General features: G+C 59.1%; 13 protein-coding genes and 1 other RNA gene. 8 read left to right on the top strand and 6 right to left on the bottom strand.

Annotated elements, in window-relative coordinates; translation table 11 throughout:
* Positions 1–449: 449 nt before the first annotated feature.
* Positions 450–1,616, top strand: a complete 1,167-nt coding sequence (locus RYA97_RS04815) for a putative zinc-binding metallopeptidase (protein ID WP_005744327.1) — start codon at positions 450–452, stop codon at positions 1,614–1,616.
* 52 nt (positions 1,617–1,668) lie between these two features.
* Here RYA97_RS04815 and RYA97_RS04810 read toward each other — a convergent pair whose 3' ends face one another.
* Entirely contained in the window at positions 1,669–2,157 is a 489-nt protein-coding gene (locus RYA97_RS04810; protein ID WP_219171184.1) for a GNAT family N-acetyltransferase, read from the bottom strand.
* 226 nt (positions 2,158–2,383) lie between these two features.
* Between RYA97_RS04810 and ffs the strand changes: the two genes are divergently transcribed.
* Positions 2,384–2,480, top strand: an RNA gene (ffs, locus tag RYA97_RS04805) — signal recognition particle sRNA small type.
* 180 nt (positions 2,481–2,660) lie between these two features.
* Here the strand turns inward: ffs and RYA97_RS04800 are convergent.
* Complete coding sequence (locus tag RYA97_RS04800; RefSeq protein WP_005744329.1) at positions 2,661–3,314, bottom strand: DUF1826 domain-containing protein; 654 nt, start codon at positions 3,312–3,314, stop codon at positions 2,661–2,663.
* A 336-nt stretch (positions 3,315–3,650) separates the two neighbouring features.
* Between RYA97_RS04800 and RYA97_RS04795 the strand changes: the two genes are divergently transcribed.
* Positions 3,651–4,775: a mechanosensitive ion channel family protein gene (locus RYA97_RS04795; protein WP_117139975.1), complete on the top strand. Its 1,125-nt coding sequence runs from the start codon at positions 3,651–3,653 to the stop codon at positions 4,773–4,775.
* A gap of 17 nt (positions 4,776–4,792) precedes the next feature.
* On the opposite strand, the gene acpA is transcribed toward RYA97_RS04795, so the two are convergent.
* A complete protein-coding gene (gene acpA / locus RYA97_RS04790; protein WP_316891972.1) occupies positions 4,793–6,478 on the bottom strand; it encodes an acid phosphatase in 1,686 nt (561 codons plus the stop codon).
* 93 nt (positions 6,479–6,571) lie between these two features.
* Complete coding sequence (locus RYA97_RS04785; RefSeq protein WP_162882927.1) at positions 6,572–7,357, bottom strand: substrate-binding periplasmic protein; 786 nt, start codon at positions 7,355–7,357, stop codon at positions 6,572–6,574.
* 109 nt (positions 7,358–7,466) lie between these two features.
* Between RYA97_RS04785 and dnaX the strand changes: the two genes are divergently transcribed.
* The 4 genes from dnaX to pdxB all read left to right on the top strand — a co-directional run bounded on the left by dnaX (position 7,467) and on the right by pdxB (position 11,711).
* Complete coding sequence (dnaX, locus tag RYA97_RS04780; protein WP_005782948.1) at positions 7,467–9,680, top strand: DNA polymerase III subunit gamma/tau; 2,214 nt, start codon at positions 7,467–7,469, stop codon at positions 9,678–9,680.
* A gap of 61 nt (positions 9,681–9,741) precedes the next feature.
* Positions 9,742–10,068: a YbaB/EbfC family nucleoid-associated protein gene (locus tag RYA97_RS04775; RefSeq protein ID WP_002552818.1), complete on the top strand. Its 327-nt coding sequence runs from the start codon at positions 9,742–9,744 to the stop codon at positions 10,066–10,068.
* Positions 10,069–10,224: 156 nt separating this feature from the next.
* The gene (tusA, locus tag RYA97_RS04770; protein WP_002552819.1) at positions 10,225–10,479 is read left to right on the top strand and encodes a sulfurtransferase TusA; all 255 of its coding nucleotides are present in this window, start codon (positions 10,225–10,227) and stop codon (positions 10,477–10,479) included.
* Positions 10,480–10,568: 89 nt separating this feature from the next.
* Positions 10,569–11,711 carry a 4-phosphoerythronate dehydrogenase PdxB gene (gene pdxB / locus RYA97_RS04765; protein ID WP_005744333.1) on the top strand — a complete coding sequence of 381 codons (1,143 nt, stop codon included), beginning with the start codon at positions 10,569–10,571 and terminating at the stop codon, positions 11,709–11,711.
* Between the two features lie 72 nt (positions 11,712–11,783).
* On the opposite strand, the gene RYA97_RS04760 is transcribed toward pdxB, so the two are convergent.
* Positions 11,784–11,954 (bottom strand): PA1571 family protein, encoded by a 171-nt coding sequence (locus RYA97_RS04760; protein WP_002552821.1) that lies wholly within the window; start codon positions 11,952–11,954, stop codon positions 11,784–11,786.
* Between the two features lie 280 nt (positions 11,955–12,234).
* On the opposite strand from RYA97_RS04760, the gene RYA97_RS04755 reads away from it, so the two are divergent.
* Complete coding sequence (locus tag RYA97_RS04755) at positions 12,235–14,004, top strand: ABC transporter transmembrane domain-containing protein (protein ID WP_057402567.1); 1,770 nt, start codon at positions 12,235–12,237, stop codon at positions 14,002–14,004.
* Positions 14,005–14,067: 63 nt separating this feature from the next.
* Here RYA97_RS04755 and RYA97_RS04750 read toward each other — a convergent pair whose 3' ends face one another.
* The gene (locus RYA97_RS04750) at positions 14,068–14,349 is read right to left on the bottom strand and encodes a pyrimidine/purine nucleoside phosphorylase (protein WP_004658419.1); all 282 of its coding nucleotides are present in this window, start codon (positions 14,347–14,349) and stop codon (positions 14,068–14,070) included.
* Positions 14,350–14,388: the final 39 nt, after the last annotated feature.

Here is a 14,388-nt window from a genome sequence, read left to right as displayed (position 1 = left end):
CTTGATCATCGTGCGACGCTCCGCGTCGCATGCCGTTCTGGACGCTCTGCGTCCTATCCTGAATGTGATGGCGCGGCGTAGATCTGTGACGCAGAGCGTCACGCACGGCATTCCCACGCTGGAGCGTGCGGAACGATAGTCCCAACTACCGTGCGATGCTCTGCTTAGGCATGTCTTGATCATCGTGAGACGCTCCGCGTCGCATGCCGTTCTGGACGCTCTGCGTCCGGTCTTGAGTGTGATGGTGCAGCGCAAATCTGTGACGCATATCTTCACGCACGGCATTCCCACGCTGGAGCGTGCGGAACGATAATCTTAGCTACCGTGCGACGCACCGTTTTCGCCCACGCAAACGCCGTCGACGCTATCCGTCCCCACCGTTCGATAATATTTTGAACCCCTGAAGCTTAGGCATGATCTAGTCCATGCAAGGCCAACGGGAGATCGCCATGTATCGCTTTTTCGAGCAATTGAGTTCACGCATTACCGCCCCATTTGTCGGCGAATCCAAACGTAACAGCAAGGTCTGGCAGTGCACATGCGGCCAGTCGGTGTTTTTCCCCAATACCCAATGCCTGGCCTGTTCTGCAGCGCTGGGCTACCTGCCTGAGCAGGGGCGTGTCGCTACGCTCGAAGCGGGGCCTGAGCCTACTACCTGGCGCCTGAGCGATGAGCCGGGTGCCGGGCTGTATCGGCGTTGCGCCAACCTCGGCACCCCGGCAGCCTGTAACTGGCTTTTTCCAGAGCATAATTCCGGAGAATTCTGTGTTGCGTGCAGCCTCAATCACACCATTCCCGACCTGTCGGTGGTTGAAAACGGCGAGCGCTGGCGCAAGGTCGAGACCGCCAAGCGTCGTCTGGTGGCGCAGCTGATTTCCTTGGGCCTGCAGGTCATTCCCAAGACTGTCGACGAAGAGACTGGCCTGGCCTTCGACTTCGTCGGTGTCGATCTGGAGGGCAACCTGCCAACCACAGGCCATGCCAACGGCCTGATCACCCTGAACATCGAAGAAGCCGACGACGCACACCGTGAAGCGATGCGCGTGCAGCTGCACGAACCCTATCGCACCTTGCTTGGCCATTTCCGTCATGAAGTCGGCCACTACTACTGGGATCGGCTCATCGCCAATACCCACTGGCAGGACGGTTGCCGCAATCTGTTCGGCGACGAGCGCGCCAGCTACGCCGATGCGCTTGATCACCATTATAAAAACGGCGCGCCCGACAACTGGCAGGAAAGCTTTGTCAGTGCTTACGCCACCATGCACCCGTGGGAAGACTGGGCCGAAACCTGGGCTCACTACCTGCACATGATGGACGCGGTCGACACTGCCTTGGGTTTTGGCATGAGCGCCCGCGACATGGAGCTGGACTACCAGCCATTCCCTCTCGAAGTGCTCTACGATCCACAGCACCCAGGCGGCCCGGCGTTCCTGTCGTTCGTCAACGCCTGGATCGAACTGGCCAGCATGCTCAACGAGCTGTCACGCAGTATGGGTCAGCCGGACTTCTATCCGTTCGTGCTGCCTCCTGCGGTAATCGCCAAGCTGCATTTCATCCACTTGGTGATTCAGGATGCGGGTGGCAAGGCCGACGAGGTGTTGCAGGCTCAGTAACCCAGACAGCGCCTGACATCGCTGGATGTCAGGCGCGTGTTCAAACGCCGTATCAAAGCTTCAGCACCAGCCTGCGCTCAAAACCGATCCTTCCGCGGTAAGCCTCTCCGGTGTCCACCCAGCCCTGACCTGAATAAAGCCCGATAGCAGCGCTATTGTCTGCATCTACCGAGAGCATCAAATGCGTGATGTCTGGCCACTTCAGGCGTAGCGCCGCAGGCAACGCCTGCAAGCACGCTTTGCCTAGCCCCTTGCCCTGTTCGCGATGATCTATTTGCAACGCATGCAGCGTCGCAGCCAGCTCCTCCTGAGCCCAGTGCGGCAGACAGTCGCCACGCTTGAGCAGGAAAAAACCCACCGGCTTGTCGTCGCCCAGCAGCACAAAGCCGCAAACATTCGGGCTGGGGTTGACCAGCAGAGTATTGAGCGCGGTGTAAATATCACCGGAGAACTGTGTCTGCTCCTGCGTCACCTCAAGGTGTCCGAGCTGTTGACGTTGAGAGGCGTTGAGGTCGTGGTAGTCGACCAATCGAGTCTGCATGAGCAACCTGCTGGCTGATTATTGTTGAGGCGGGCAGGGTACAGGATCGAATAAGGGTGTTTCGAGGATTTGTGACATCAACGACCGATGCAGCTTTGCGTTTCAGCCCCTGCACACAAGTGCTTGAGCCCCCTCGAAATTTTTATCCGAACCAACGGTTGTAAACTCACGCCAGACCGGTACAATGGCGCGGCTCGCCAACTGGTGAGTGTCGTTATGGTGACCCCATCGGTCCCCCCGCAACGATTACCCGTGAACCTGGTCAGATCCGGAAGGAAGCAGCCACAGCGGGAACATTGTGTGCCGGGGTGTGGCTGGTGGGGGCACCACCTATCTCAAGGTCCTTTTCTGAAAGGGGCTTACCCGTAAAAATGAAAGCCTATTCCTGTTTCGACTGCGCCATGCGCTGGCGAGAACTTCGTGCGTCTGTAAAAACAGTTTGCCCGGCACGGAGATAACCGCCGGATGTCTCCAATCCGGCGGTTAATCCTGCGTGGCCTGCCTTACTGCCATCGTGCCAGGAAGATGGAGCGACCACTCTGATGGGGCGAGCGGTGTACCAGTTTGGGAATGCTGTCTTCGCAAATACCTTTGCCCGCAAAGAAATAGAAGCGGTCTTGCTTGGCTTCTTTGGTTCTCTGCTCAACAGCCCTGGCATCCAGAGGCGTCATTTTCCCAAAATGCCCCGCTTCAAATATTCCTTCTGATTCTGCGCGCTTCACGTATTCGGTGCCGCGACCCTCGATGGTGGCGATGCAGATGACCTTTTTCGGCCCTTTATCCTGATGCCATTGGTCTGCGCCCTGATTTTTGGCCCTTCGCAGTTGGAACTCATGAGGCCTCAATTGTTGTTGCTTCCCGGTAAGAGTGGTTGCAATGTCCTTCGCTACGGCTGTTGTTGATCGTTCGTAGTCGGTTGCTTTCAAATCAATAACCTTTCCAACGGTCTCCTGTCTCCAGGCGGGGTTACTGAGACTGCTTTGCTCATGCAAAAAACGTCTTGTAGGTTCTGCTATGGGAACGGTGAAATACCCTTTCTCCATGAGTTTTGCCGTCTTTTCCTGAATCTGTTCCGGCTTCAGCTTCAACTCATCAAAAGGCTGGGGCTGGGTGTAGTAAGCCGATGTGCCAACTCCGCCGCGAATGCCGTAGGTCACGGATATTTTCCTCTGGTTGAATGTGGTGTTAACCACGAATTGGCCTTTTGGGCCGCTTGAACGCTTGGTGCTTGGTAGCCCGTCGCTCGGGGCCGTGAGTGGCAACTCATTGAGGAGAGGTTCCATGCTGTCCGATCAGTTTCGACGAACAGTGAAAACTCGGTGTGCGTTCAGGTGATCGATCAATAGCCAATTCAACTGAACCCTCACTCCTACACACCCCCTAACCCCTTACGCGTCGCTTGAAACCGTTTTACGGCAAGGGGCAATTCAGGTCGCTGCGGGTGTCACGGGCTTTTCGGTCAGGCGTCTCGTAGCAGTGGAGCCGGGGGCCGGATGGAACGAGACATCATCAGATTTTTCACAGACTCGCAATTTTTGGGCATTTCGCTCGCCAACTGGATACTCGCTGTGTTCGCCTCGACCATGAGTTTTATTCTGGTCAGGGGGGTTATCGGTTTTGTGCTCCGAAAGATGCGCTCGCGGCCTGATTCGCCCAGCACGCATATGCGCTACATCGTGGTGCAGGTGCTGTCGGGCACCAGCAATACACTGTTACTGCTGGCTTCGATTCTGATCGGGGTGGGCATGCTCGATCTGCCGGAGCGCTGGCTTGGGCGGGTCAGCAGTCTGTGGTTCGTGGTTGCTGCATTGCAGGTCGGGTTGTGGGCGAACCGGGCAATTGCGCTCGCGCTGCAGCGCTACTTTGTACGTCACAACGCTGGCGGCACCTATCAGGGCAGTGCGCTGGCAACGTTGAGCCTGTGGGGCGCGAAAGTGTTGCTGTGGGCCACGGTGGTCATGGCGATGTTGTCGAACGTCGGGGTCAACATCACCGCGTTTGTCGCCAGCCTCGGGGTGGGCGGTATTGCGGTTGCGCTGGCGGTGCAGAACATTCTGGGTGATGTGTTTGCCTCACTTTCCATCGCAGTGGACAAGCCTTTCGAAGTCGGCGATTTCATTGTTGTCGGCGCGCTGTCCGGTACGGTTGAACATGTCGGTCTGAAGACCACACGCATCCGTAGCCTGGGCGGCGAGCAGATCGTGATGGCCAACGCCGACATGATCAACAACACCATTCAGAACTACAAACGCTTGCAGGAGCGGCGCATTGTCTTCGAATTCAGGCTCACGTATGACTGCTCTGTCGATCAGATACGGGAAGTGCCAAAGAAAGTAGAAACGATCATCAACGCGCAGAAACTCGCCCGTTTCGACCGCTCGCATTTCCGTGGTTTTGGCGAAACGTCACTGGAGTTCGAGACCGTCTTTATCGTTCTCGACCCCAGCTACAACGTTTATATGGATGTGCAGCAGGCGATCAATCTGGACATCATGGAAGCCTTCGCCGAACTGGATGTGCGTTTCGCGTTCCCGTCCCGCACGGTGTATGTGGCGTCCTTGCCACCGGTCAAGACGTCGCGTCCGACTGCACTGGAGGCAGCCGACGCGAGTACCTGAGCTCTATAGCGACGGAATCAGGCAGGAAAGTGCAATGCGTTGGTCAGGTCGCCCATGGGAGCCTGGCCGCGCGCGATCATGGCGTCGTCGCGGCGCTTCAGCCCGTCGAGCTTTTCCAGGCCGTGAACACGGGTAATCAGGCGCAGAATCGAGGCCGTGTCGTAGACCGTGTGGTCCACCTTGCCTTTGCGGGCGAAGGGTGAAATGACCAGCGCGGGAATACGCGTGCCAGGGCCGAAGCGGTCGCCTTTGGGCGGTGCGACGTGGTCCCACCAGCCGCCGTTCTCGTCCACCGTCACGACGATCACCATGTTGTCCCATTGCGGGCTCTTGCGCAGCACCTTGATCACCCGGTCTATGTGCCGGTCACCCGCAGCCACGTCGGCATAACCGGCGTGCATGTTCAGGTTGCCCTGGGGCTTGTAGAAGGTTACCGGGGGCAACTTGCCGGCTTCGGCATCGGCGAGGAAGCGGTTGGTGCTCGACTCGTCACCCAGGCCGCCGTCACGCAAACGTTTTTTGCGTTCTTCAGGGTTTTGCGGACCCTGTTGTTTGAAGTAGTTGAACGGCTGGTGATGGTATTGAAAGTTAGGGATTTTCGGGATTCCCGTGGAGTCCTTGAACTCGTCCAGCGTCACTTGCCAGGCCCCAGCGTACCAGGCCCAGTCGACATTTCTTTTCGACAGTTTGTCGCCGATGTGTTCGTGGCTTTGCGGAACCAGCACGTTGGGCAGATCCGGTTTCGAGTAATCAGGGTTCTGCGGGTCGCGCAGCCAGGTTGGCCAGTAGGGCGGGGCCATGGTGTTGACGGCGTAGTTGTCCGGGGTAATGGCGCTGGGGCCGAACTGCGGTGGCCCCTCCATTGCGCTGCCAGGCGACTTGTCCAGTGGCTTGAGGCGCGGGTCCTGCGGGTTGAAGCTCTGCAGGGTTGCGATCTGCGATTTGGCCGGAGACTCGGCAGCGTTGGGGTAAATCGGCGCGGTGGCTGAAATCAGGTATTGGTGGTTGAGGAACGAGCCGCCGAATGCACCCTGAAAGAAGTTGTCGCACAGCACGAATTCCGAGGCAACGTCCCACAGGCGCAGCGAGTACTGAGTCTGAGAGTAGTTGCCCATGGTCAGCCCGCCAGCGTCGGCCCAGGCGACGAATCGATCATTGCGGCCGTCGTTGATCTGCATCTGATTCTGATAGAAAACGTGCCACAGGTCGCGAGTGACCAGACTCAGCGGCAGGTCTTCGCCGTTCGGCCCCTTGAGCGGGAAGGGGGCGTTGGGCAGGTCTTTCTGAAACTGCTCGCCTGCGGGGTAGGTCACGCCGTCAACGGTTTGCGGCCCGACCTGCAACACACCACCCCAGGCGGGCGGCAGTTTGGACAATAGCGTGCCGTCGCGGTCGCGCTGTTCATAGTCGGAAGCTCTGAGCGAGGAGAGTGGCTTCTGGACCCCGGGAAAATCGCCGAACAGGTTATTGAAGCTGCGGTTCTCGGCGTAGATCACCACAATGGTCTTCACGTTTTCGCGCAAGGCCCGGTCCAGCGCCGGCCCGGCAAGATGATGATGCTTGTCGTTGTCGGCGGGCGGTTTCTCGTGGGCCGAAACATAGCTGCTCAGCGTGACGCCTGCGCCCAAGGCAGCCATCCCGCCCAGAAAACGACGGCGGCTGGGGTTGTTGTTGGTGTCTTCGTCGTCTGATCTGTCGCTCATCGCCAAATACTCGCGCTGGTTAATGTATTACCAAAGATTTCAGGCGAGCGTAACGACGGAATATGACGCTATTGCTACACCGTAGATGAAGGGTCACGGGGGCGTGGGCGCGGTGTAGTAATCGATGATTTGCTGAATCTCGCCCGACAGGCGCATTTGCACCAGTGTGCGCAGGATTTTACCTGTCGGCAGCTCGGGGGTGTTGCGTATCAGGCAGGCCGCAGGCTGCTCTGCGACCAGCGATATGGGCTTCAGCCTTCTGCCGACAGGCAGGTTTCGATTGGTCCATTCAAGGATCAACTGGTTGGTCACGGCGTAGTTGTAGCGTCCAGCCATCAGCTTGCCGAGCGTCTGGTTCTGCGTGCGCGCGTCTTCACGTATCAGTTGATGATTATCGAAAAGATGCTGCAGGGCAGGGTAGTTGTAGCCAAGTACCGTGCCGACGGTTTCATTGTCGAACTGCTCCGGGTAAGGACCCGCAGCTGTTTCGGCTGAAGCGACCAGCCAGTCGCGTTGATAGAGAATCGGCAGGCTCCAGAGGTAATCCCCGGACAGATCGGGATACCACGCCTGTGAGCTGTAGCAATGCATGTCTACTTCGCCACGCTCAAGCGCCGACTGGATGCGCAGGCGCGGCATCACGTGGTACCTGGCTTCAAGGCCGACATGGTGCGCAACGCTTTGCATGATGTCGAACAGAATGCCGGATTCGGGCCGAAAGTCGGTGATATGCATCATCGGCATGGTCCACCCTTCGTTGACCGCGAAGTCCAGAGTGCCTTTGGCCGCGCTCACCGTCTGCATCGACAGCAACAGCATGCACGCCACGGCTGCACGAGGCAGCCGTGGCTCTGCAAAAGTCCGTTTAAAGCGCGTCATTGGATTCATTTGCTCAGCTTAGCCACAATAGAGGCGGACACCAGATGCAATTTTGCCCCTGCTCGGCTAGCATTGGCGGTCTTCCGCTTACCAGTTGCGACGGTTTTAAATGAGTTATCAGGTTCTTGCACGTAAATGGCGTCCGCGCTCGTTCCGCGAAATGGTCGGCCAGGCTCATGTGTTGAAGGCCCTGATCAACGCGCTGGACAGCCAGCGCCTGCACCATGCCTATTTGTTCACCGGCACGCGAGGCGTCGGCAAGACCACTATCGCGCGGATCATCGCCAAGTGCCTGAACTGCGAAACTGGCATCACCTCTACGCCCTGTGGCACTTGCTCGGTGTGCAAAGAGATCGATGAAGGTCGTTTCGTCGACCTGATCGAGATCGACGCCGCCAGCCGCACCAAGGTTGAAGACACGCGCGAACTGCTGGATAACGTGCAGTACGCGCCAAGTCGCGGTCGCTTCAAGGTCTACCTGATCGACGAAGTGCACATGCTCTCCAGTCACTCGTTCAACGCCTTGCTCAAGACGCTTGAAGAGCCGCCGCCCTACGTCAAGTTCATCCTCGCTACCACCGATCCGCAGAAGCTGCCTGCGACCATTCTGTCGCGCTGCCTGCAGTTCTCGCTGAAAAACATGACGCCAGAACGTGTGGTCGAGCACCTGACCCACGTGCTGGGCGTCGAGAATGTGCCGTTCGAAGACGATGCGCTGTGGCTGCTCGGGCGCGCTGCCGACGGTTCGATGCGTGACGCGATGAGCCTGACCGATCAGGCCATTGCCTTTGGTGAAGGCAAGGTCATGGCTGCCGATGTGCGCGCCATGCTCGGCACACTGGATCATGGTCAGGTGTTCGATGTGCTGACTGCGTTGCTGGAAGGCGACGCGCGCGGTGTGCTGGAGGCGGTACGCCACCTGGCCGAGCAGGGGCCTGACTGGAATGGTGTGCTCTCGGAAATTCTCAATGTTCTGCACCGCGTGGCGATTGCCCAGGCGTTGCCCGAAGGCGTCGACAACGGGCACGGCGACCGCGACCGGGTGTTGGCGCTGGCCCAGGCATTGCCTGCCGAAGACGTGCAGTTCTATTACCAGATGGGTCTGATTGGTCGTCGTGACTTGCCGCTGGCCCCGGATCCGCGTGGCGGTTTCGAGATGGTCCTGCTGCGCATGCTGGCATTCCGCCCGGCCGATAACGACGATGCGCCGAGGCAACCGCTAAAGCCGGTGGGGATCAGCCAGGCCACGGTTGATTCCCGAAAAGCAGTGGCCGATGCGACACCTGTTGCATCGGTAGCTCCCGCAGTTTCAACAGCACCGGTGATGGCTGCGCCCGATCCGGCCTTCGAAGCGCTGCCGCCAGCCGCCGCCCCGATGCCGACCGCTGCTGCACGAGCTGAGCCCGCAGCACAGCCAGAATCACAGCCGCAAGCACAGCCCGAGCCGGTCGAAGAAGTCGATCTGCCGTGGAATGAGCCAAAGGCACCGGTTGCCGAAAAAAACGCTGAATCCGCACCTGACACTGGCACTGTTGCAGAACCGGTAGCCGAGCCGGTTCTGGAGACTGTCTCCGAACAGCCAGACCTCACCCCAATGCCGACGCCTGCGCCCGCCAGCCCAGTGCCAGATGCGCCGGAGGCGGAACCTGCGCAGCCGGTTGCCGAGCAGCAGGTTACACCGGCGATGCTTGAAGCCATCCCTGATTCCGCCTATCTGTCCATGAATCCGGATTCGATGTCTTCGAATTCCGGCCCAATGGGGCGCGATGACGAGCCGCCAGCGGATGACGATTACGTCGAGCCGGATATCGATATAGACCCGGCGTCCTACAGCTATCTGGATGAACTGGCCCACGAGAGCGTCGTCGAGCTTGAAGCGGTCGAGCCCGAGCCCGCTCCGGCCGCCAAACCAGCCACCGGCCTTGCTGCCGACTGGCTGGAGGTATTCCCCAAACTGCCGATCTCCGGCATGACCGGCAGCATTGCCGCCAACTGCACCTTGATGGCGGTCGATGGCGATAAATGGCTGCTGCACCTGGATCCGGCGCACAGCGCCCTGTTCAACTCAACCCAGCAGCGCCGCCTGAACGATGCGTTGAACCAGTATCATGGTCGCACGATCAATCTGAGTATCGAGCTGATCAAGCCCGAGCAGGAAACGCCTGCCCAGGCTGCTTCGCGACTGCGTGCCGAGCGTCAGCGTCAGGCCGAAGCCTCGATCCAGGCCGACCCGTATATCCAGCAGATGTTGCAGCAGTTTGGCGCTGTTATCCGGGAAGATACTATCCAGCCCGTAGACGCGCCTGCGGTGCAGCCTCAATAACTGAACACAGGGCGCCATTGGCGCCGCGCAAACAAACCATCCATTTTCGAGGAGATATCCCATGATGAAAGGTGGCATGGCTGGCCTGATGAAGCAGGCGCAGCAAATGCAGGAAAAAATGGCCAAGATGCAGGAAGAACTGGCCAACGCGGAAGTCACCGGTCAATCGGGCGCAGGCCTGGTGAGCGTCGTGATGACCGGTCGTCACGACGTCAAGCGCATCAATCTGGATGACAGCCTGATGCAGGAAGACAAGGAAGTGCTGGAAGACCTGATCGCCGCCGCCGTCAACGACGCTGTGCGCAAGATCGAGCAGGCCAGCCAGGACAAGACCGCTTCCATGACCGCAGGCATGCAGTTGCCACCGGGCATGAAACTGCCGTTCTGACGGTCGTCTGGGTCACGATCAATGCCAGGCCATGTGCCTGGCATTTTTCTGTCTGCTGTCTTGCTGCGCGCCGCCGTTCGGCATCAGTACAACCATCAGTATTTGGCCTGACCGACTGAATTGAGCGACAATCGTCACCCGCCTCTGGAGTGCCCCATGTCTGAGCCCATTGAAAACCTCACCGTCGACGCCGTGCTGGACGCTGTCGGCCTGTTCTGTCCGGAACCGGTGATGATGCTGCATCAAAAGGTGCGTGACTTGCCTGCGGGCGGCCTGCTCAAGGTGATCGCGACCGATCCGTCCACGCGCCGCGATATTCCGAAGTTCTGTGTATTTCTTGGGCATGAGCTGGTTGCGGAGCAGGCTGAAGAAGGCACGTTCCTGTACTGGATACGCAAAAAGCCTGATTGATTGTTACATCGCTGCAACCCGCGCCGGTTCACGACGCACCTGTTCCCGCTGGGGACCGGTCCCTGTTCGCCAGACCCAAAGAGTCTTCCATGCGCATTGTTGCTGACGAAAATATTCCCCTGCTCGACGCTTTTTTCGCTCATTTCGGTGAGATTCATCGCTTGCCGGGACGCGCCATAGATCGCGCTGCGGTGGCGAACGCCGACATCCTGCTGGTGCGCTCCGTGACACCCGTAACCCGTGAGCTGCTCGAAGGCAGCCCGGTGCGGTTTGTCGGCACCTGCACCATCGGCACCGATCATCTGGATCTGGACGGGTTTCAGCAAGCCGGTATCCAGTGGGCCAGCGCACCGGGCTGCAATGCGCGCGGCGTGGTGGATTACGTGCTCGGCAGCCTGCTGACCCTGGCTGAAATCGAAGGCGTCGACCTCGCGCAACGTACTTACGGTGTGGTCGGTGCAGGGCAGGTGGGTGGTCGTCTGGTCGATGTCTTGAAGGCGCTTGGCTGGAACGTACTGGTCTGCGATCCGCCACGCGAGTCTGCCGAAGGTGGTGACTTCGTCAGCCTTGACGAGATATTGCAGCGCTGTGACGTCATCAGCCTGCACACGCCGTTGAGCAAGACCGGGGCGTTGGCAACCTGGCACCTGCTCGACGAAACCCGTTTGCGCCAACTCAGGCAGGGCGCTTGGCTGATCAATGCCAGCCGTGGTGCCGTGGTGGACAACACTGCGCTGCACGACGTGCTGCTTGAGCGCGAAGACCTGCAAGCCGTGCTGGATGTGTGGGAAGGTGAGCCGCAGGTCAACGTGGCGCTGGCCGACCTGTGCGTTCTGGGTACGCCGCACATCGCCGGTTACAGCCTCGATGGCAGGCAACGTGGCACTGCGCAGATCTATCAAGCGCTGTGTGCCTTCCTGGGGCAGCCTGCGGTGATAAAACTGGACGATCTGCTGCCCAAGCCGTGGCTGGCGCAGGTCAGCCTTGATGCTGCAAGCGATCCGGTCTGGGCACTGAACATGCTGTGCCGTGGTGTGTACGACCCGCGGCGTGACGATGCAGATTTTCGGCGCAGCCTCACCGGCGACACTGCCAGTCAGCGCCTAGCCTTCGATGCCCTGCGCAAGCATTACCCGCCACGTCGGGAAATCGAAGGTCTGAAGGTCCGTTTGGAAGGTGAGTCCGGGGGGCTGGCGCAACTCGTGCAGGCGCTGGGGGCCGTACTGGTCTGATCGTCCGGTAAACGCGGGACATAAAAAACCCGACTCAGGGTCGGGTTTCAAGACATTTGGTCAGGTTCGGTTTTATTTTTCCGGGGTTACCCAGTTCTTGTCGCATTCCTGGCAGGCGGCCTGAACCATTGCTTCAGTGATCAGGACTTCTTGCCCATGCTCGTCGAGAATTGCACCGCCAACCGGCAGATTGGGCGTGGCTCGAACGACTGGAACTTCGTTGCTGCGCTCTTGCAGGCTCATGGTGTTTCTCCTTTCATCAGGTAACGGCGTTAAATTAACCGCGCTTGATGACCGGTCCGTGACAGGTTCTGTCAGCCGCTCAAACGCGTTCCCAGTGCAACAGAAATGATGCAAATCTGCCAGCAGGCGCTTAGATCGATGTCTTATAGCGCCTCTGTAAAGCAGTCATAACCTGACCTTTGAAGCCGGGCGCAAGTTCATTCGAAATGATGCACAGCGCGTCATGCATGACAGGTGTAGGCTTCGCTATTCAGACAGATCGGGCAAACAGGCAGGCTTCATGATTTCACGGATTACCCGACGTCACCGCCAGGCACTTCGCCTGGCCGCGAGTTTCATTGCGCCGTATCGCTGGCAAGCGTTCGGAGCGTTGTTGGCACTGGTCATTACCGCGGGTATCACCCTGTCGATCGGCCAGGGCATCAAGCTGATGGTCGATCAGGGCTTCATGACCCGCTCGCCGCAGTTGCTCGAGCGCTCGATCGGCTTTTTCATGCTGCTGACGGTTGGCCTGGCCATCGGAACGTTCGCCCGCTTTTATCTGGTGTCATGGATCGGCGAGCGCGTGGTCGCCGACCTGCGCAAGAAAGTATTCGATCACCTGATAGAGCTGCATCCGGGCTTTTACGAGAACAATCGCAGCTCGGAAATCCAGTCGCGGCTGACTGCCGATACCACGTTGTTGCAGTCGGTGATCGGCTCGTCACTGTCGATGTTTCTGCGCAACGTCCTGATGGTCGTTGGCGGCATCGTGCTGTTGTTCATCACCAACCCCAAGCTCACCAGCATCGTGGTGGTGGCGTTGCCGCTGATCATCGCCCCCATTCTCATGTTCGGACGGCGGGTACGAAACCTGTCGCGCGAGAGCCAGGATCGGGTCGCCAATGTGGGCAGCTACGTGGCCGAAGCGCTGGGGCAGATCAAGACGGTGCAGGCGTACAACCATCAAGAGCAGGACAAACAGCGTTTTTCACATACGGTGGAGCAGGCGTTCGATACCGCTCGCAAACGGATTTTGCAGCGCTCCTGGCTGATTACGCTGGTGATCGTTCTGGTGCTGGGCGCAGTGGCGGTAATGCTGTGGGTGGGCGGCATGGACGTGATCAGCGGACGTATTTCCAGCGGAGAGCTGGCAGCGTTTGTGTTTTACGCGCTGATGGTCGGCATGGCGTTTGGCACGTTGAGCGAGGTGATCGGCGATTTGCAGCGCGCCGCCGGTGCCGCAGAGAGGATTGGCGAGCTGCTTCAGGCTCGCAGCGAGATCAAAGCGCCAGCCACAGAGCTGCAGAGCCTGCCGCAACGCATCAGCGGGCGTCTGGCGCTGGAGAATGTCACTTTCGCCTACCCGTCGCGTCCCGAGCGCAATGCGCTGGATAACCTGACCCTGAACATCGAGCCCGGTGAAACCCTGGCGCTGGTCGGGCCTTCCGGAGCAGGTAAGTCGACTATCCTCGACCTGCTGCTGCGTTTCTACGACCCGATTCAAGGGCGCATCCTGATTGAGGGCGTGCCGATCGCACAGCTCGATCCGCACGATCTGCGCCGCTGCTTCGCGCTGGTTTCACAATCACCCGCGCTGTTTTTTGGCAGTGTCGAGGACAACATTCGTTACGGAAACGCCACTGCGAGCCTTGAGCAGGTACAGGCAGCAGCGCGTATCGCCCATGCGCACGAGTTCATTCTCGACATGGCCGACGGCTACGGTACGCATCTGGGTGAGGGCGGGGTGGGATTGTCCGGCGGACAGCGGCAGCGTCTGGCGATTGCCCGCGCGTTACTGGTCGATGCGCCGATCCTGTTGCTGGACGAGGCGACCAGTGCGCTGGATGCGCAGAGTGAGCACTTGATTCAGCAAGCCTTGCCAAGCCTGATGCAGGGCCGTACTACGCTGGTCATCGCCCATCGACTGGCCACTGTGCAGAATGCCGACCGGATTGCCGTTATGGATCAGGGCCGGCTGGTGGCGGTCGGTACCCATCAGCAACTGATTGCCAGCAACCCGCTCTACGCACGTCTGGCGGCGTTGCAGTTCAATGCTGGCGTCGAATAGAAAGGGGCAGTATAGGCAGGTGTGCGGGCAAGGTGGGAGGTCAGGCCCCCCACGTGTTCAGTCTCAGCGGTATTCGCACAGGTAAGCGGTATCAACGCTGACCTTGAGCTGGAACTTGCTGTTGGCCGGGACATTGAACTGGCTGCCGGTGGAGAAAGTTTCCCAGTCGGTACTGTCCGGGAGCTTCACGTTCAGCTCGCCGGAGATCACGTGCATGATTTCCCGTTGCGCTGTACCGAACTCATATTCGCCCGCCGCCATGACACCGATGGTTGCCTGACCGTCGACCTGACTGAAGGCGATGGATTTGACGGTGCCGTCGAAGTACTCGTTGACCTTGAACATGGGCGATTCCTTTTGAAAGGGCTGGAAATGGCCCGCCAG

This window comes from Pseudomonas syringae group sp. 26L6 (assembly GCF_032587815.1).
In the GTDB taxonomy this organism is placed as follows: Bacteria; Pseudomonadota; Gammaproteobacteria; order Pseudomonadales; family Pseudomonadaceae; genus Aquipseudomonas; species Aquipseudomonas amygdali.
This window is presented reverse-complemented; position numbering and strand designations above follow the sequence as displayed.